Here is a 16861-nt window from a genome sequence, read left to right as displayed (position 1 = left end):
ATTTGCCGTGAAACCCCTGCACTAAAGGGGAATTTCGCCCTCACGACAGGAGCGAGAAATGGCTAGGAAGCATCTACTTTCTGACCTGAAAATTCCGAAGGCGTCAGAGGATGCCCCCACTGGAGGCGCCGAGCAAGATGCAATGCCGCCACAGTATGCTCCGCGAGGTGCTATTGGTGCCGTGTCGCGTTCGATCGAACTCCTGAAGTCGCAGTCATTTACTGAGCTCGACCCGGATCTTGTGGACGCTCCGCCAGTCAAGGACAGGTTGCCCGAGGATGATGCGGACTTTGAAGAGTTCGCGCGAAATCTCCTTGAGAACGGCCAGCAAGTGCCGATCCTTGTTCGGCCACACCCGACGGCAGACGGGCGTTATCAGGTAGCGTACGGTCGCCGCCGTCTGCGCGCCGTCAAGGCGGCGGGCCTTTTGGTCAAGGCAGCGATCAGGCCTCTCACTGACGAGGAGCTGGTCAGGGCCCAAGGACAAGAGAACACGGGCCGGCGCGATCTGTCCTATATCGAACGCGCGCTCTACGCCGCCGAACTTGAAGCCAGCGGCTTCGACCGGCCGGTAATCATGGCGGCGTTAGGAGTTGATAAGAGCAATCTGTCGCGGCTCATCCAGGCAGCGACTTCTTTGCCAAAGGACGTCATCGAATCGATCGGCGCCGCGCCAAAGACGGGCCGCGATCGTTGGTATGAGATGGCGGCAAGGTTTGAAGATGAGGACGTTTTGTCTGAAGCGCGAGCCCTACTCTCCCTCGATGCCGTACAGAAACTTGGCTCGGACGATCGATTCGCGCGGGTTTTCGCGGCCGTCGCGCCGAAGAAGGTGAAGAAAGATAAGGCCGCCGCCGAAGTCTGGAAAGCAGATGACGGAGTGAAGGCGGCGAAATATCGCCAGGACAAGCGAATGCTTACATTGATGATCGACAAAAAGGCTGCGCCCGAATTCGGTGACTACCTGCTGTCGATGCTTCCAGAGATCTACGCGTCGTTCAAGAAAACGAAGCAGTAGGTACAACGTAACGAAGAAGGGATTGATAGAGCAAAGAAAAAGCCCTCCGAAACGGTGTTCCAGAAGGCCTCTCTCAGTTTGGTCGCTTAGAGAATCGCATTTCCCGGAATCACAGTCAAGAGTCAACGCCGCACCGGTGTAGGCATTTCTTTGCCTTGAGAAAGGTGAAGGACATGGAGACGGGATACATAACGACGCCCTTTGGGCGGCGATCAATGACGCTTGCCTTGGTGAAGCGCCAGCAGCTGACGGATGAGCAGTCCGTGCCGGACGTCTCAATCGATAAATGGCGCGTTTTTCGCGATGTCGGGCAAGCGAGGTCGCGTCTTGGTCTACAAGATCGTGCGCTCACGGTACTGAACGCCCTTTTAGCTTTCCTTCCAGGAACCGAGCTTGGCAGCGATAAAGGCCTCGTCGTATTTCCGTCCAATGCCCAACTCTCTGCACGTGCGCATGGCATGGCCGGAACTACTCTGCGGAAGAACCTGGCGGCGCTCGTCGATGCTGGCATCATCATCCGCAAGGACAGTCCGAACGGAAAGCGATATGCTCGTAAGGACGAGCAGGGCTCCATCGAAGACGCCTATGGCTTCAATCTCGCCCCCCTTCGCGCGCGCGCCGCAGAGTTTGCGAAACTCGCTCAGGAAGTCGCTGCTGAGCTACGGCGCTATAGGGTCTTCAAGGACCGACTCACGATCGTCCGTCGCGATGTCCGCAAGCTGATCTCGGTTGGCATGGAAGAACGCCTCCCGGGCGACTGGGAGGGTGCGGAAAATTGCTTTACCGAGATTGTGAGCCGATTTTCCCGGAGACCAACCGAAAGTGAGCTGTCAGCTCGCCTCGACGAGATGACGCTTCTACACGAGCAAGTCGTCATGATGCTGGAAACAAACGAAGAAGTTCAAAAACACGACGGCAATGCCATCGCATCCGGGCAGCACATACAGAATTCAAATACCGAATCTAATACTGAACTTGAACCTCGCTTCGAAAAGAAGCAGGGCGAAAGGTCTGCGCCAATTAATCTAGCGAAGCGGCAGGGCGAGCCGGAGGTCTTCCCATTATCGATGGTATTACGGGCTTGCCCTGGGATCGCGGCATTTGGGCAGGGTGGGTCAATCGGAAGCTGGAGGGAGATGATGATGGCCGCGGTGACGGTCCGATCGATGCTCGGCGTCAGTCCATCAGCCTACGAGGAAGCCTGTGAGGTGATGGGCGAGGTCGCTGCGGCAATTGCGGTCGCCTGCATCTACGAGCGAGCGGGGCAGATCAACTCGGCCGGGGGGTATCTTCGGGATTTGACCGCGAAGGCGAAGAGAGGTGAGTTTTCGCTGGGACCGATGTTGTTTGCACTGTTGAGGGCAAGCCACGTCCCAGGGCGGATATCGGCATAAGCCCGCGGAAACTGGCCAAAACTACATCTAACCTACGGAAATATATAGGTAAATAAGAGTAGTTGCCAGCCGGAAACTTTCGATCTCCCCTCTTTAGGCTCGCTTGAGAGCGGAGGCGGCATCGAAGCGATTAGGAAACGGAGAACGAGAATGGAGGAATTTACGTTCGAGCACCCCGCCCCCACACCTGAGATGCTTGAAAACCTCGGGCGCATGCGCGAGGCGGTCGAGGAGTATATGATCAAGGAAGGCCTGGTTGGCGACGCCTCGTTTTGCGAGATTTCAAATTGGGCGGTCCGCCAGGAGCCTTTCCTGAATGACGCCCTTCTCATCTTGCTAATCGACGGCAGCCCGCTGCACACGATTTTGAACTATGGCGGCGATCAAGACGAATTTGACGATCTCATCGCTTCATTCGGCTTTTACTACGAGTTGGGTTTTGCATGGTGCCTTGGGAGGCGTCGCCTTAACCGGCTGATGCGGATCAAGGCAATAGTCTATCGGCATGACTGAGGATGCGACCGCCCGATACAAACGCCACCGATTTCCCGCAGAGATCATCGCGCATGCGGTGTGGCTCTATTATCGATTTCCGCTGAGCCTGCGCGACGTTGAAGACCTGCTTGCCGAGCGTGGGATCGACGTGTCGTTTCAGACCGTCGCAGAATGGGCGAGGAAGTTTGGCCTGAAGTTCGCCCATCAACTTCGTCGGCGGTCCCGTGGCAATTTTGCTGACAAGTGTTGGGATGGACGGCCCCCGAACGGCATCGAAATGTGCCAGAGTGAGCTGTTAACGATCTCAAAGGAAGGGGCCGTCCGTGGATCAGATTATCCGTATTGGCATGGATACGTCAAAGCATGTCTTTCAATTGCATGGTGTGAACGCCGCCGAGCAACCGATCCTGCGCAAGAAGATGCGCCGCAAGGAGATGGTGGATTTCTTTGCGAAATGCCCACCGACCGTGATTGCGATCGAAGCCTGTGCCGCTTCGCATCACTGGGCGCGGTTGCTGACGGGGTCCGGACATGAGGTAAAGTTGATCGCGCCACAACTGGTGAAGCCCTACGTCAAGCGCGGCAAGAATGATGCGGCCGACAGCCGAAGCGCTATGCGAGGCGATGAGCCGCCCGACCATGCGGTTCGTTCCGGTGAAGAGTGCGGATCAGCAAGCCGCGCTGATGCTGGTGGGCCTGCGTGAGCGCGCTGTCGCCGCACAGACGCAGCTTGCCAATACGATTCGTGGCTATGCAGCTGAGTTCGGGCTGGCCGCGGCCAAGGGCATGTCTCATATTCCGCTCCTTCTGGAACGCATGGTGATTGATGACAATATCCCGGCTTTGGCGCGTGATCTGTTCGCATCACTCGCTGAGGAATTTGCGCAGTTGGGTGAGCGCCTGAAAGAGGTGGAGGCTAAGCTGATGGCTTGGTATCGCGACAATGAATGCTGTCGCCGTCTTGCAAAGATCCCTGGTGTTGGGCCGATCGGCGCTGTCTTGCTGGTGATGAAAGCGCCAGCACCGGAACAGTTCACATCAGGAAGGCAGTTTGCCGCCTGGATGGGCCTGACACCCAAGGATCATTCGACTGCGGGCAAAGTCAGGCTCGGTGTTATTACGAGAGCCGGCGATGAAGCATTGCGTAAGACGCTGGTTGTGGGCGCAACCTCATCGCTTCGACAGGTGAGAGCGTGACGAGGCAGGAACGCTTCATCATGGCTTGTAGAATTGCTCAAGCGCAAGCCGCCAAAACTCGCGGCTGTCGCGTTGGCCAATAAGATTGCAAGGATCGCCTGGAAAATGATGGTGACCGGCGAAGCTTATAAGGGCAATGCTGCGCGACCGGCTGTGGCCTGCGCGGCGTAAAGAGATCAGTCGGTCACGGTGAGCCGGATACAGACGCTACCGTGCTGAGCTGATGCGTGAACTTGCAGGAAACGAGTAGATGGTGTGATCGATCGATCCAAGACGTGGTCCACTCCGCAGATGCCAATGGCCCAACGAGGCCGAACAAGTGTTTGGAACCCACGTCGCGGAACCCATCTTGGCCAGCGTTCATGTGTGAGCGCACCAACAGGCCGGACATATGAACGCAAGCGATCCGATCAAATTATCAAAGAATTCTTGCAAGGAGGGGGCCGTCCACAAAATACTGGCTGTGGCGGGCCGTCGATGCCAACGGCTACGTTCTCGATGCTCTGCTACAAAGTCGCAGAAATAAGGGAGCTGCTCTTCGGTTGATGCGCAAACTGCTGAAGAGCCAAGGCGTCACGCCACGCGTGATGGTAACAGACAAGCTGCGCTCTTACTCCGCCGCAAAGCGACAGCTCATGCCGGGTATCGAGCACCGTTCGCACAAAGGGCCTCAACAACTGCGTCGAGAATTCTCACCTTCCCGTGCGACGACGAGAGCGACGCATGATGCGGTTCAAGTCGGCGCGGCAATGCCAGCGTTTCGTCTCAGCCCACGGCCAGATTGCCAATCTTTTCCATCTTCATCGAAAACACCTGACCGCCGCCGATCATCGCCAACTCCGCACCCATGCCAGCACCACCTGGCGCGGGATCACCTTGTCGATCAACGCGTGAAATTCACGCCGAAGCAACGATCGCGTGCTGTGCTCGGTTAAGGCGACGCCACCCTCGGATCCTATAAAAATAGACCCAAATATGGGACCGTAGCATACTTCAATTTGGTTTTACGCTCGTATAAAACCTGCCGGGAAGCTTCAAGACGAATCCATTAACAGGTTGAAATAGATGAAAAATATTAAGTTAGTTCTCGCAGTTTCATTCGCCGCTTTCTGCGTAACCACCGCCGCCAAAGCAGACGATCTCGTCTTCACTCTAAAGAACGGCACGAACTCTGTGCTGAACAACTTCTATGCTTCGCCCGTTGGCGTTGACAAGTGGGAAGACGACATCTTTGGTCGTCAAGCTTTAGGACCGGGCGAGACGATGAAAATTACGATCTCCGACGGCCGGTCAGTTTGCAAATATGACATGCGTTTCGAGTTTCAGGGAGACGATCTCGACACCACGACAGACACGCAAGATCTTTGCGAGCTTGGCGAATACACGATCGAGGAATGAGTTTCGAACGGGGAGCCTTCCTGGAGCTTCCCGTTACACTTTTCTAGTCGGTCCGCGGAATGCCGCTGACGCCGCGTATCAAACACGCATCCTCAAATGCCTTTGACACAGAGGCGAGCTTGATTGCTTGCCAATGACGATAGTCACGAACGAGCTGAGGTGAAATCCAACAGGCGCCACGATTGCTTTTGTTGGGCCAGCCGATGAAATGTGAATCTCGTGCAGAGGCAAGAAGCCGCGACGTGTGTGTTCTGGAAATGCGATATCGGCCTGAGAGTGCTTTCGGCGACACGTTGCCGATCCAAATCGGTGCTGTATCGCTTTCGGCTAGGGGGGCAACACTCTCGACTAGGTCGTGCAAGACGCTGCTACCAGAATCGGAACTGACGAATTTCGCGATGCTTTGCGGTGGCTTGTGCCAATCATGGCGGCTTATGAGCGCTCGTACGAAGCGCGGCTGTGCATCTGGCAGCAGCTCTGGATTTTTACATGACAGCGCGTATCTGGCCCCGCCATCGATGACATCAAGCGCCAGAAGATGAATGTCGAAATATCGTCGGATGAGTTGTTCGCTCATCTGCGTTGCCTGAACGGCGTGCTGTCGCCGATCAGATCTCTGCAAGGGAATGACGAAACCGTATTTCCGCATTTCCATGAGAAAGTTGTGAACGGTGTTTCGGCTTGCGATCCCCGTGCCGGCCACAGCCCGAACAAGATTTCCAGGCGATATCGGAGGAGAGCTTGGATCCTGCAGGTGCTCGAAATGCATCGCAATGGTTACCTGACTGAGCATCCAACGTTGCAAGTCCGCGACGTAGTGGACTTCCCGGGGCAACATCCGATGAGTGTCAAGAAGCCCGCGCGCGGCCGACGCCAAGCCATCCCGGAAAGCGGGCTTCTCGATAAGCGTCTCGACTGTATAGGAACTGGGAATGATGGCGGCGGGGGGCAGGTGCATGTTTTGGCTATTACACGCTCTGCGCTCCATTGCAATGTGCTATAGGGGAACACCGTGTTCGCGTATCTATCACGGCGGCCGCGCAATATGTTGACGACGGCTAAAGCATTCGGGCGGCTCGCCCACTTCGTCTCGTCGCATCGTTGTAATAGCTCGACGCCTGCTGAACCGAACGATGCCGTGACTGCTCCATGGCTTCGGGCAGGGGAATCCCGCGGTTGGCTGCCTCCGTCAGATAGCCGGACCGCAGCCCGTGCGCCGAAAACTCCCCAGCCTCCAAGCCAGCCAGCGCCGCCCGGTACTTCACGATGTCATTCACCGACTTCGGATCGAGCGTGCGACGGGAAACGTTGCCCCAGCGATCGATGGCCCGAAAAATGCTGCCCTTGTCGATCTTGGCTGCCTGCAGCCAGGCATTCAGGGCATCGACGGGGCGGCCGGTGAGATAGACGACCTCGTCGTGACCGTCGCCGGATGTTTTCGTCCGACCGAGATGAATCGAGAGGGAGGGAAGAGGGCTGCCGTCGGCACCAGACACCGGCTCTTCGGCCGCGAGTTGCTCGACCCGCAGACTGGCGATCTCGCTGCGGCGACGACCGCCGGATGCGAACCCGACCATCAGTACGGCGCGGTCGCGCAAATCGCGTAGGCCGGCGGTTTCGCACGTCGCCAGCAGCTTCGCCAACACGTCACCGGTCACCGCCTTTGCGCTCTTGCGGCGACGGGTCCGGGGGACGGCACGCACGGCCAGCCGGATGGCCGACTTGAGGGCAGGGGAGGAAAACGTACCGACGAGGCCGCGCCACTGGGTCAGCGTCGACCAACTGGCAAGCCGCCGGCGCACCGTGTCGGGCGCGTGCGGCCCAGCGGTTCTCAGATGGCCGGCGAGGCGCAGCGCACTATGGACGGTCGCCGGCATGCCATGATCCGGATCGGTCATCCGCCTGGTCTCGTCCCAAAGATGATGGGCGACGAATTTCAATAGCAGCGCTTCGGGCGCCGGCCAGGGCAGGGGACTACCGGTGGCGGCCATCGACCAGGCTTGCAGATAAGCCAGATCAGATGTGAGTGCCCGAAGGGTATTGTCGCCCATCCCGGCGTTGACCAGATGGCGCAGCGTCTCGACATCCTGGTCGGTGAGGAGTTCAGCCAGTTCGTCGCGGCGATCGAGCGGCAGCACGGCGGCGATGGTGTCGAGTTGTTCAGCGCGCAGGTCGACGGCGGATTTTGGCATGGCGCGGATCTCCAGAATGAAAATGGCCGAAACAGCCGCTTTGCAGCCCGTAGCAGAGCTAGGGGCTAGCCCCTTTTCGCTGATTTGTGGCTCGAAATCAATCACTTCCGATAAGCCATACTTATCGATGATTAGAGACGCGGCCATCAATCACCACCGCTTGCGGAATCAAATGGCAAAATTGCTTCCGTATAATGTTTTTTTTACAACATATATCAATGTGATAGGATCTGAAGAAATTGCACATCCAGACCCTGCTGCGGTGCTGCGGTAAAAGGGGCAGATTCGAGGGCAGTGCCGGTTTGGCGTGCAAATGTGCTTCGACGGTGTTCTATCACAATCTGTAGCAGCGGATAAGACTTGGGTGGTCGCCAAGGCGATCGACGTTCCGCCACAGGCGGCGGTGCGTTGGGGAAATGGGCTTGCACGAGATGACGGCGAGGGGGAGGTTTCGGGCGTGGGGCGCGGCTCAACTCGCGAAAGCGCTCGTAAAACAAAGTTTGACTATTTCGGGCCATGAATACAATAAGTTGTATGATCACTATGGCGGCGCGTTGGACAGATGGGATGCCCAACCGGGAGGTAATTTTTCAGGAATGATGCATAATTGCAATCCTCCAACGGAGGCTTTGAACCGGTGGCTGGCGGGCGCGGCCAGGGTGAACAACAACTACGGTCATATCCTTTTCGAACAACAGACCCCGATCGACGAGGCATTGGTGTCGTCGCTACGACCTTACTTTGAATCTGCACATCTCGATGCGCGCGACGTGTTTCACCATGCAGCTCGAATCGACCTTCATCCGGACGCAGACGGACCTGGAGGGAATGCTCGTTACCCGAACTGTCTTCCTCCAACGGCAAAGAAAGGCTTATTTGGAGAGGTCATGGCGGGGATGCTTGTTCAGGACTACCAGTTCGTCGGCCGCCATCACTGGTCGATACCAATTTTCTTGTTTCGATATCACGTGGAGGTCGAGGCCTACATTTTTGCTCTTGCGCGAGACCCGGCGCGGGTCCGCGAAGTATCTGGAAGACACGGAAACGACTTCATCGGGCTTGGCATTGATCCGGCCACCAGAGAGGTCGTTCGCTTTATAGCCGGCGAGGCAAAGTGGCGGGCGTCGTTGACACCCGCCGTCATGGACGAGTTGATGCTTGGTGAATGGGATGGACCCGCAGCGGCTGGCGTTCGCAAAGGTGACGGCATCTGGAACGAGATGAATACGGGTCTCGCAGCGCCACAGGGCTTGGAGCAGATAAACAAGCTCCTCTGTGAGAAGGCACGCGAAGAATATGCCGAGGCAATCGTATCGCTCGATCGAGCACTTCTCCTCGGCGCGGCGCCTCTTGCGCGAACTGATTATATCTTCATCGCTGGTAACAAAGCCGCTAGGCGTGCTGTTGGCCAGGCATACCTACCGATCAACGCACCACCGCCCGAATACACCGCAGGTCGCTCCCTTCAAATCGTCGAGCTGGTGATCGCAAACGGCGTCGAGCTGATCGATCGCCTGTATGACGGTCTTTGGAACCCCGAATAATGGCAAGACTGGATGAACAACGTCGCGCGCTTGCCGCGACTGTCAGGCTCAATCGCGCGGCGGAAAACGAACTGACGTCGACCCAAGCGCGATTGTTCGTCCGCAGCCTTCAGAATTCCTGGCAGGTTCCAACGATCGGTTGGGGCGCACAGGAGTCGCACGAACAGTTCGCGGATGCTCGCCGTCTGTTGCATGCGGCTGGAATATTTGCGGAAATTGAGGGACCGTCGTCGCCCGACGCGGGCGGGTGTTACCGGCGCGCTGGCGAGCTGCTTGAGTGGCTCTCAAGGTCGTCAGACCCCGTCACTCGCGATGTGCCAGTCGCGCTTCTGTCTGCGGCCGCTTATCAGATGGCCGGACTACCCGCGATGGCGACCAGCTTGCTTCGAAGGGGTGAGTTTGGTGGAGATGCCGCGGCGATCTATGCCGCGTTCCTCGCCGCCGACTTTGAAGTGGTTTTGTTGTCTGTCGCCCGGTTCTGGTTCAATCACCCCCACCTGACCGGCCGCGATGGCTCTGCACCTTTGTTGCAGGAGGTTGTCGCTGACCACGAGACTGATCGACCTGCTGACGAAGCCGGTGGCGACCCTCGTCAAGACCACGGCGCTGCACGTAGTTCAGGCAGTCGCATGGGCGAATATATCGTTGCAGAAACCGTGCGAGCAATCGGGCTATTTGCTGACGCGATACGGCGAGGCAAAAGTGAACGGGTCACGCTCGCAGTCAGCAAACTCAGCGGGCTAATCGGCACGGTTTCGCGATTTTCGAGCGATGAACTCTGGATATTGCTGACGCTGATGGAAGCGACGGCCAAACGGTTCAGCACCGACAGCATTCATGTGAAGGTCGCACGCCTTTCAGAACGCCTTCCCGCACAACAGCCTCGCATGTGGAGGTTTGCTCGGGAGCAATTCGCCCGCGGGCGAGGGATCCTGTGGCCGTCTCAAGTCCAGGGGCTTGAACGCCTCATCGAACGCGACAGCTTTGCGCTATGTACACCGACAGGATCTGGAAAGACGCTCGTCGCGAACCTGGCTTTGGTCAAAGAGCTTTTGCTTGTCGAAGGGCACGAGCATGCTCCGCTAGGTTTATATATCGTTCCGTCCCGAGCACTTGCCAGCGAAGTTGAAACAAAGCTGACTGCAGAACTCGGCGCGGACTTAATCGTCACTGGTCTCTACGGAGGGGCCGATTGGGGAATTACCGACTACTGGCTAACGGCCGATCGGCCCGCAGTACTGATTGCCACCGTCGAAAAGGCAGAAGCGCTGATTCGGTACATCGGACATTTGCTCGTGCGTCGCCTGCGTCTGCTCATAGTTGATGAAGCTCATCAAGTTGTTGGCGATGCCGATGCCAAGGCGATGAGGGAACTGGCTTCGCATAACAGCCGACCAATGCGCCTTGAATCTATGGTCTCTCGCCTTTTTGCGCTTAAGCCCGACATGCCGAGGATTGCTTTGACTGCCGTGGCCGGCGGAGCAGCAGGCCCGGTTTCTCGCTGGATCGAAAACTCGGCGCTCGCCGTGCCCGTCGGGCTCGGTTATCGTAGTAGCAGACAGGTGATCGGCTCGTTGCAGTGTGATCCTTTTCGCGCGCCTCAAGCCACCCTTGAATTTATGAACGGACAGCCCCTGTATGTTCGGGGCCGCGATGTTCCCGTCTACCTGCCATTGCGAATTCCAGTGATGCCGCAGCCGGAAGCGTCGATCAGAAATAGCCTTCCGCACTTCACTGAAATCTACACCCTTTGGACTGCGCTCCACCTCTTGGAAGGTGGCCGCAGGATTCTTGTGTCGGTGACACAGTCGCCAGAGCGTGTAATGCGTCGGTTTGCCGAGGCATTTGATCTTCCTGGCTGGGCAAACGTCTATAGGTTCGCCGTGCCCGTGGAAGAAAGCGACCGCACGCTATTTCAGGCAGCTCGTGCTGCCTGCATTGACTATTGCGGTATGGATTCGTTCGAGCGGCGATTGCTCGACCGAGGCATCGCAACCAGTCATGGCCAGATGCCACAACGACTTCGCCGTCTTATGACGACCCTCATCGAGCGACGCATTTGTCCAATCACGGTGGCGACCGCAACTCTAACCGAGGGAGTGAACCTTCCGTTTGACATTATCTTTCTGACCAGCCTGCTAAGGCGTGGCTATGATACCCAGGCAGACGAACCGGACGTTCAGCCGATGTCTACGGCTGAGTTTCGCAATCTCGCTGGTCGCGCCGGTCGCCCAGGTGCAGCGGAATCGATCGAAGGCATGACCCTTATCGTGCTTCCACAGTCGCCTTCCACGACGTCACAAAGCATGACGAGACGATCAACTCGGCAAACACAACTTCAGCAGATCCGGCAGGGTGACGGCGACTTTAACAATCTCATTCAGCGACTGACTGCTGACGAGCGGGCTGAAGGTGGCGTTCACAGCCCGCTGGTTACCCTGCTTGGTGTTGTCACGTTAAGCGGGCTGGGAGTTGCCTGCCCGACGTGTTGCGCATAAATTTCGGCGATGCAGACACCCGATATCAGTTTCAAGCGTCACCGTTTTCCGCCGCAGGTCGTTTCTCACGCGGTCTGGCTTTACCTGCGGTTCAATCTGAGTCTGCGCGAAGTCGAAGAAATGTTGCTCGAGCGTGGAATCGACGTGTCGTATGAGACGGTCCGCCGTTGGATCGCCAAGTTCGGACCCCGGATCGCCCGCAACCTACGGCGACGGCAGGCGCGCCCCGGCGATATTTGGTATCTGGACGAAGTCGTTGTGAAATGCGCTGGAGAGAAATTCTGGCTCTGGCGCGCAGTCGATCAGTACGGCACCGTTCTCGAAGAAATCTTGCAGAACCGACGTGATAAAAGGGCGGCAAGGCGCCTGCTGGTGGCGTTGATGAAGCGCTATGGCTATGTTCCCAAACGGATCATTACTGATAAGCTCCGCTCGTACGGTGCAGCAAAGGCGGACGTGGCACCCGGACTTGACCATTGGTCGCACAAGGGCCTCAATAATCGGGCCGAGAACAGCCACCTGCCGTTTCGAAAACGAGAACGAACCATGCAGGGTCACCGATCGCCGGGAGCATTGCAGCGGTTCGTCTCCATGCACTCCACTACCCGCAATTGCTTTTCTGTTCCCTCCCGCCGCCGCGCCGCGCAAACAATTCGCTACCACCGCCTCGAAGCATTCGACACATGGAAAATCGCCGCGTGCCTCGCGTGAAATCCGAGAGCGTCAGCCCATTCTCGGCCTGGGCAACTTAACGTGACAACACCCTTCCGAACGCTCCAGGCCTTCATCGGTCAGGATCAATGACTTCGACTTGTTGACTGGGTCGCCGATCATGCCCTTCTTGTGAAGCCGATCCGTCGTCGCCCAGTCGAAACCCTTCCAGGCCCAACGCTCGTTATGCAGCGTCAGCCATAACAGCGCCAAAACGGCCTCGTCGATCTTGTCCTCATCGATCTCCATCAACCGACGTTACCACGCGCGCTGCTCAAAATCCTGCGGCCCTGCTCGGATGGATACGAAACTCCCGCTGCTTGTCCATGTAAAGCCGATCACAGAGGGCGGCGAGGACAACGTGGGAGCGTAACACCGGTTACGTTGTCCCGAGGCATCCAGCGCGATGTCGTGATCGTGGCCTTGGCAAACAAGCTCGCGCGTATCGCCTGGGCGGTGTTGCGCAAGGGGCGGCCCTATGAGCGGGCCTACGGCGTGGCAGTATTCTGAGTTATTGGTTGCTCGGAGGAGCAGCCCACGATGTTTGCGAGTGGAATGGAGATGGCCTGACAGTTGATTGGCGTTCAGATAGCCCAGGCGTGGAAATGGTTCATTGAAGCCGTGTTGGTAATCGTGGCTCTGGACGTGCGGATATCCATCTTGGCCACGGCCTGACCGTAAGACCAAATACGTTGAAGCAGACTGCACAGGAAATCAAAAAACAACTTGCAAGCAGGGCGGGCCATACATTCCACGCGGAACGCGATATGCATCCGACGACGCGATATTTGGCATGAAATCACTCCGATCCGGGAAATAGAACTTGAGTCCCCTCAAATGCCTTCTTGAGTAAATCTTTTCAAGGCGTCAATACATCACGACGCCGCGGATGCTTTCGCCCGAATGCATCAGGTCGAAGCCCTTGTTGATGTCTTCGAGCGGCATGGTGTGGGTGATCATCGGGTCGATCTGGATCTTGCCCTGCATGTACCAGTCGACGATCTTTGGCACGTCGGTGCGGCCCCGCGCACCGCCGAAGGCGGTGCCCATCCAGTTGCGCCCGGTGACCAGCTGGAAGGGGCGCGTCGAGATTTCCTGGCCGGCGCCGGCAACGCCGATGATGACCGACTTGCCCCAGCCGCGATGCGACGATTCCAGCGCCTGGCGCATGACCTTGGTGTTGCCGGTGCAGTCGAAGGTATAGTCGGCGCCGCCGATCAGGTCGTTGCCGCGCTTCGTCAGGTTGACGAGATAGGGAACGATGTCGTCGCCGACCTCCTTCGGATTGACGAAATGCGTCATGCCGAACTTTTCGCCCCATGCCTTGCGGTCGGGATTGATGTCGACGCCGATGATCATGTCGGCGCCGGCAAGCCTCAGGCCCTGCAGCACGTTGAGGCCGATGCCGCCGAGGCCGAAGACGATGGCCGTCGAGCCGACTTCCACCTTGGCGGTGTTGATGACGGCGCCGATGCCGGTGGTGACGCCGCAGCCGATGTAGCAGATCTTGTCGAAGGGCGCGTCGGGATTGACCCTGGCGAGCGCGATCTCCGGCAGCACCGTGAAGTTGGAGAAGGTCGAGCAGCCCATGTAGTGATGGATCTTGTCCTTGCCGATCGAGAAGCGCGAGGTGCCGTCCGGCATGACGCCCTGGCCCTGGGTGGCGCGGATCGAGGTGCAGAGGTTGGTCTTGCGCGAGGTGCAGGAATAGCATTCGCGGCATTCCGGCGTGTAGAGCGGAATGACGTGGTCGCCCTTCTTGACCGAGGTGACGCCCGGACCGACATCGACGACGATGCCGGCGCCCTCATGGCCGAGGATGGCCGGGAACAGGCCTTCCGGATCGGCGCCTGACAGGGTGAAGTCGTCGGTGTGGCAGATGCCGGTCGCCTTGACCTCGATCAGCACTTCGCCGGCGCGCGGGCCTTCGAGCTGAACGGTCATGATCTCCAGAGGCTTGCCGGCCTGAATGGCTACTGCGGCGCGTACGTCCATAACGTTCTCCCTGTTATTTACTTTGCGACCCGTTCCCAAACCCGAAGGATCTCATCCCTCAGCACCAGTGCCTCAGCCCACCGGTCCGTTGTGTCTTCGCCTTCGAATCCTGTGATGGCGTACGGCTTGGGCCCGAGCTCGCATGTGAAAACAAGCGTGTCGGAATCTGCGGCCCGATTACGCCAGCTTCTGAAGCCGTATTCCCACCAGCTGAGAAACTGCTGAAGCCAAATCTTGTGCTGTTTGAATAATATTTCGATCTGGACTTGTTCTCTGCTCGCAACCCTGCCGTGGAAGGCCCACGCGTTGTCGAGGATTTGCTCTATCTCGCGATGATTTTCATTCGGAATTGGCCAGGCGAACTCGCGCCCCACGACGTAGTGAGAGATGTCTCCGAGCAGGCGCATCTTTGGAAACGCTTCCAGCAGATCGAGAGTGAAATGGAGATCAGTTGTCATGCGGTCGCGATGTGTCTCGATATAGACATCGACACCTGCTTCCTCGGCCAACCGGTTCCAACCTTCCAATAGTGGAAGACAATCCTGCACTCTACGAGGCCGGATATCGGGCTGCAGGTCTATATGATGAACACCAAATTCGACGGCATTATCCAAGACCGGCTTAAGATCGTCTATCGTTCGCGGAAAACATTGCCCTTCGGCAAGCATTCCTTCCTCTTTAAGGATGGAACTCACTCGACCGGCATATTCTCTGTCACGCCAGTCTGTGCTGATACCTTCGAAGCCGGCGGACTTGATGAGCTGCAGATTCTCTTCGAGCGAACGCTCGGGTTGGAGGGCACTGCGCAATTCCATCGCCCAAAGAGATTGAAACACCATAAACTTTTGCATGTCTCTGTGTCCAATTATGCCGTCGCCGGCGTTCTGAGGAAAATTCGAAGATCGGCTGCAGTCGCAATGTCGTCGGGATTTGGGGAGATTCCACGTTCGAGCATGGTACGACCAACGCTCACCGTCTTGGCGACCACTCCGATGGAACCATACGCCACGACCGCCGACAATCTCCCTACTTCATAATGGAAGGATGCTTTGCCGGCGCCGCCAAGATCTTTCACCACGATTTCTTGACCGGGGTTCACCACGCCAGCGGCTTGAACGACCTTGTCGTATTGGTCGGACCACATCCACGGCGTCCCGGAATACGGTCTAAGATCTCCAACCATATTTTGGCCTGCGATTTCCCCTTGATCGCCTGAGTTCCGCCAGCATTCAAGCCGGTAAGAGCCGTCTTGCGTGAAGACGCGACAAACGTCGCCCGCGGCAAAAATGTTTGGATCTTCGGTTCGTAGATACTCGTCAACGGCAATTCCATTGTCGACCTTCAACCCGCAGGCCTCGGCGATCGCGGTGTCTGGAACCGAACCAATGCTCACAAGTACCGCGTCACAGGCCAGACGTTCTCCATTTACAAGTTGGACCGCCTCGACACGGCCATTTCCGGTGATCTGTGAAACTGCGCTGTCAAAGTGGAAGGCAATACCGGCTTGAACATGATCACGACGTAGTTCGCCCTCTAGCTCCTCTGGCAGAATTCTCATGAGGAGCCTCGGTCCTGCTTCAATCACGTGAACCTGACATCCGGCCTTGCGAGCTGTCGCGGCGACCTCAAGTCCGATCAGCCCACCGCCAATGATGACCAAACGTGCGCCGGCGTGGAAGTTCGCTTTGAACCCCTCCACGTCAGAAATAGTTCGGATCGAGTAAATTTGAGGATAGCCGTTTTGTTGCAAAGGCAATGATCGAGCTGTAGCGCCGGTCGCGATCAACAGGCGCAAGTAAGGGATGACGCGGCCGTCATTCAGCGTAACTGATTGGTTCACCCGATCAATTAACGCGACCCTTGCAGATTGTTCGTAGAAAAAGTTTGGCCGACTGAAAATTGCGTCTCGCAGCAGCGGTAAGTCGGATACGGAACGCTCACCCGACAAAATAGCCTTTGACAGGGGAGGCCGTTCGTATGGACGACAAGCTTCGGCATTTATCAGGTGTAGCGGCCCATCCCATCCGAGATTGCAGATTGCCTCAGCGGCCCTGCATCCGGCATGACCTGCTCCAATTATGACCAACCCTGACATCTTTACAATCCAATGAGGACGCGCTCGCCCTCAATCTTGACAGGATAGGTGCGCAGATCGACGCATGCAGGTGCCTTGAGGGCTTCGCCGGTCCGGTAGTCAAATGTTGAAGCGTGCTTCGGACATTCGACTTCGTAGCCCATCACCAATCCGTCTTGGAGAAAGATGTGCTCATGCGTACATATGCCATCGGTCGCAAAATATTCGTCGTCGGGGCTGCGATAGATCAACAATACACGCCCACTATGGTCGAAGCGGAAGGATTCCTCCGCCTCAATGTCACTCTTTGCGCAAGCATCGATCCAACTTGTCATTTTTCACTCC

At 57.3% G+C, this 16861-nt stretch carries 14 protein-coding genes and 3 pseudogenes; 10 read left to right on the top strand and 7 right to left on the bottom strand.

Features of this window, described 5'->3' with window-relative positions:
- Positions 1-58 precede the first annotated feature (58 nt).
- The 7 genes and pseudogenes from repB (at position 59) to GVL52_RS24935 (ending at position 5502) form a co-directional block, all read left to right on the top strand.
- Positions 59-1018: a plasmid partitioning protein RepB gene (gene repB, locus GVL52_RS24965; protein ID WP_160012098.1), complete on the top strand. Its 960-nt coding sequence runs from the start codon at positions 59-61 to the stop codon at positions 1016-1018.
- A 173-nt stretch (positions 1019-1191) separates the two neighbouring features.
- Positions 1192-2412: a plasmid replication protein RepC gene (gene repC / locus GVL52_RS24960; RefSeq protein WP_160012096.1), complete on the top strand. Its 1221-nt coding sequence runs from the start codon at positions 1192-1194 to the stop codon at positions 2410-2412.
- 150 nt (positions 2413-2562) lie between these two features.
- Positions 2563-2925 (top strand): hypothetical protein, encoded by a 363-nt coding sequence (locus GVL52_RS24955; protein ID WP_160012094.1) that lies wholly within the window; start codon positions 2563-2565, stop codon positions 2923-2925.
- Positions 2918-3127: pseudogene (locus tag GVL52_RS24950) on the top strand (IS6 family transposase); the annotation flags it as partial. The gene GVL52_RS24955 and the pseudogene GVL52_RS24950, both read left to right, overlap by 8 nt.
- A gap of 103 nt (positions 3128-3230) precedes the next feature.
- A pseudogene (locus GVL52_RS24945) lies at positions 3231-4275 on the top strand (IS110 family transposase).
- Positions 4276-4529: 254 nt separating this feature from the next.
- Positions 4530-4998 (top strand): annotated as a pseudogene (locus tag GVL52_RS24940) (transposase); the annotation flags it as partial.
- 171 nt (positions 4999-5169) lie between these two features.
- Positions 5170-5502 (top strand): hypothetical protein, encoded by a 333-nt coding sequence (locus tag GVL52_RS24935; RefSeq protein ID WP_160012092.1) that lies wholly within the window; start codon positions 5170-5172, stop codon positions 5500-5502.
- A 43-nt stretch (positions 5503-5545) separates the two neighbouring features.
- On the opposite strand, the gene GVL52_RS24930 is transcribed toward GVL52_RS24935, so the two are convergent.
- Together GVL52_RS24930 and GVL52_RS24925 are read right to left on the bottom strand one after the other, a co-directional pair.
- Positions 5546-6079, bottom strand: coding sequence for a hypothetical protein (locus GVL52_RS24930; RefSeq protein WP_160012090.1), 534 nt, complete (start codon positions 6077-6079; stop codon positions 5546-5548).
- A gap of 481 nt (positions 6080-6560) precedes the next feature.
- Entirely contained in the window at positions 6561-7694 is a 1134-nt protein-coding gene (locus GVL52_RS24925) for a tyrosine-type recombinase/integrase (RefSeq protein WP_160012170.1), read from the bottom strand.
- A gap of 431 nt (positions 7695-8125) precedes the next feature.
- Here GVL52_RS24925 and GVL52_RS24920 point away from each other — a divergent pair, with 431 nt between their 5' ends.
- From GVL52_RS24920 to GVL52_RS24910, 3 genes are read left to right on the top strand one after another with little or no spacing between them, the layout of a single operon-like run.
- A complete protein-coding gene (locus tag GVL52_RS24920; protein ID WP_306440386.1) occupies positions 8126-9238 on the top strand; it encodes an aminotransferase in 1113 nt (370 codons plus the stop codon).
- Positions 9238-11736 (top strand): DEAD/DEAH box helicase, encoded by a 2499-nt coding sequence (locus GVL52_RS24915; RefSeq protein ID WP_160012086.1) that lies wholly within the window; start codon positions 9238-9240, stop codon positions 11734-11736. The genes GVL52_RS24920 and GVL52_RS24915 overlap by 1 nt, the downstream gene beginning before the upstream one ends.
- Before the next feature lie 9 nt (positions 11737-11745).
- The gene (locus tag GVL52_RS24910) at positions 11746-12447 is read left to right on the top strand and encodes an IS6 family transposase (RefSeq protein ID WP_160012084.1); all 702 of its coding nucleotides are present in this window, start codon (positions 11746-11748) and stop codon (positions 12445-12447) included.
- 12 nt (positions 12448-12459) lie between these two features.
- Here the strand turns inward: GVL52_RS24910 and GVL52_RS24905 are convergent, their stop codons facing one another.
- From GVL52_RS24905 to GVL52_RS24885, 5 genes are all read right to left on the bottom strand, one after another.
- Complete coding sequence (locus tag GVL52_RS24905) at positions 12460-12696, bottom strand: DUF6429 family protein (RefSeq protein WP_160012082.1); 237 nt, start codon at positions 12694-12696, stop codon at positions 12460-12462.
- 618 nt (positions 12697-13314) lie between these two features.
- Complete coding sequence (locus GVL52_RS24900; RefSeq protein ID WP_160012080.1) at positions 13315-14442, bottom strand: S-(hydroxymethyl)glutathione dehydrogenase/class III alcohol dehydrogenase; 1128 nt, start codon at positions 14440-14442, stop codon at positions 13315-13317.
- Positions 14443-14459: 17 nt separating this feature from the next.
- Positions 14460-15293, bottom strand: a complete 834-nt coding sequence (locus tag GVL52_RS24895) for a sugar phosphate isomerase/epimerase (protein WP_160012078.1) — start codon at positions 15291-15293, stop codon at positions 14460-14462.
- A 14-nt stretch (positions 15294-15307) separates the two neighbouring features.
- A complete protein-coding gene (locus GVL52_RS24890; protein WP_160012076.1) occupies positions 15308-16537 on the bottom strand; it encodes an NAD(P)/FAD-dependent oxidoreductase in 1230 nt (409 codons plus the stop codon).
- 2 nt (positions 16538-16539) lie between these two features.
- Positions 16540-16851, bottom strand: coding sequence for a MocE family 2Fe-2S type ferredoxin (locus GVL52_RS24885; protein ID WP_160012074.1), 312 nt, complete (start codon positions 16849-16851; stop codon positions 16540-16542).
- Between the last annotated feature and the right edge of the window lie 10 nt (positions 16852-16861).

This window comes from Rhizobium sp. 18055, assembly GCF_902706285.1.
In the GTDB taxonomy this organism is placed as follows: domain Bacteria; phylum Pseudomonadota; class Alphaproteobacteria; order Rhizobiales; family Rhizobiaceae; genus Rhizobium.
Note: the sequence above shows the minus strand (reverse complement) of the source record. Positions and strands in the feature narration are given on the sequence as shown.

Excerpts from the sequence above, each read along its gene's own strand:
- GVL52_RS24915 (WP_160012086.1), top strand. The coding sequence starts at position 9,238 with ATGGCAAGACTGGATGAACAACGTCGCGCGCTTGCCGCGACTGTCAGG.
- GVL52_RS24935 (WP_160012092.1), top strand. The coding sequence starts at position 5,170 with ATGAAAAATATTAAGTTAGTTCTCGCAGTTTCATTCGCCGCTTTCTGC.
- GVL52_RS24955 (WP_160012094.1), top strand. The coding sequence starts at position 2,563 with ATGGAGGAATTTACGTTCGAGCACCCCGCCCCCACACCTGAGATGCTT.
- GVL52_RS24900 (WP_160012080.1), bottom strand. The coding sequence starts at position 14,442 with ATGGACGTACGCGCCGCAGTAGCCATTCAGGCCGGCAAGCCTCTGGAG.
- GVL52_RS24920 (WP_306440386.1), top strand. The coding sequence starts at position 8,126 with ATGACGGCGAGGGGGAGGTTTCGGGCGTGGGGCGCGGCTCAACTCGCG.
- GVL52_RS24905 (WP_160012082.1), bottom strand. The coding sequence starts at position 12,696 with ATGGAGATCGATGAGGACAAGATCGACGAGGCCGTTTTGGCGCTGTTA.
- GVL52_RS24925 (WP_160012170.1), bottom strand. The coding sequence starts at position 7,694 with ATGCCAAAATCCGCCGTCGACCTGCGCGCTGAACAACTCGACACCATC.
- GVL52_RS24895 (WP_160012078.1), bottom strand. The coding sequence starts at position 15,293 with ATGCAAAAGTTTATGGTGTTTCAATCTCTTTGGGCGATGGAATTGCGC.
- repC (WP_160012096.1), top strand. The coding sequence starts at position 1,192 with ATGGAGACGGGATACATAACGACGCCCTTTGGGCGGCGATCAATGACG.
- GVL52_RS24910 (WP_160012084.1), top strand. The coding sequence starts at position 11,746 with ATGCAGACACCCGATATCAGTTTCAAGCGTCACCGTTTTCCGCCGCAG.
- GVL52_RS24885 (WP_160012074.1), bottom strand. The coding sequence starts at position 16,851 with ATGACAAGTTGGATCGATGCTTGCGCAAAGAGTGACATTGAGGCGGAG.
- GVL52_RS24930 (WP_160012090.1), bottom strand. The coding sequence starts at position 6,079 with ATGAGCGAACAACTCATCCGACGATATTTCGACATTCATCTTCTGGCG.
- repB (WP_160012098.1), top strand. The coding sequence starts at position 59 with ATGGCTAGGAAGCATCTACTTTCTGACCTGAAAATTCCGAAGGCGTCA.
- GVL52_RS24890 (WP_160012076.1), bottom strand. The coding sequence starts at position 16,537 with ATGTCAGGGTTGGTCATAATTGGAGCAGGTCATGCCGGATGCAGGGCC.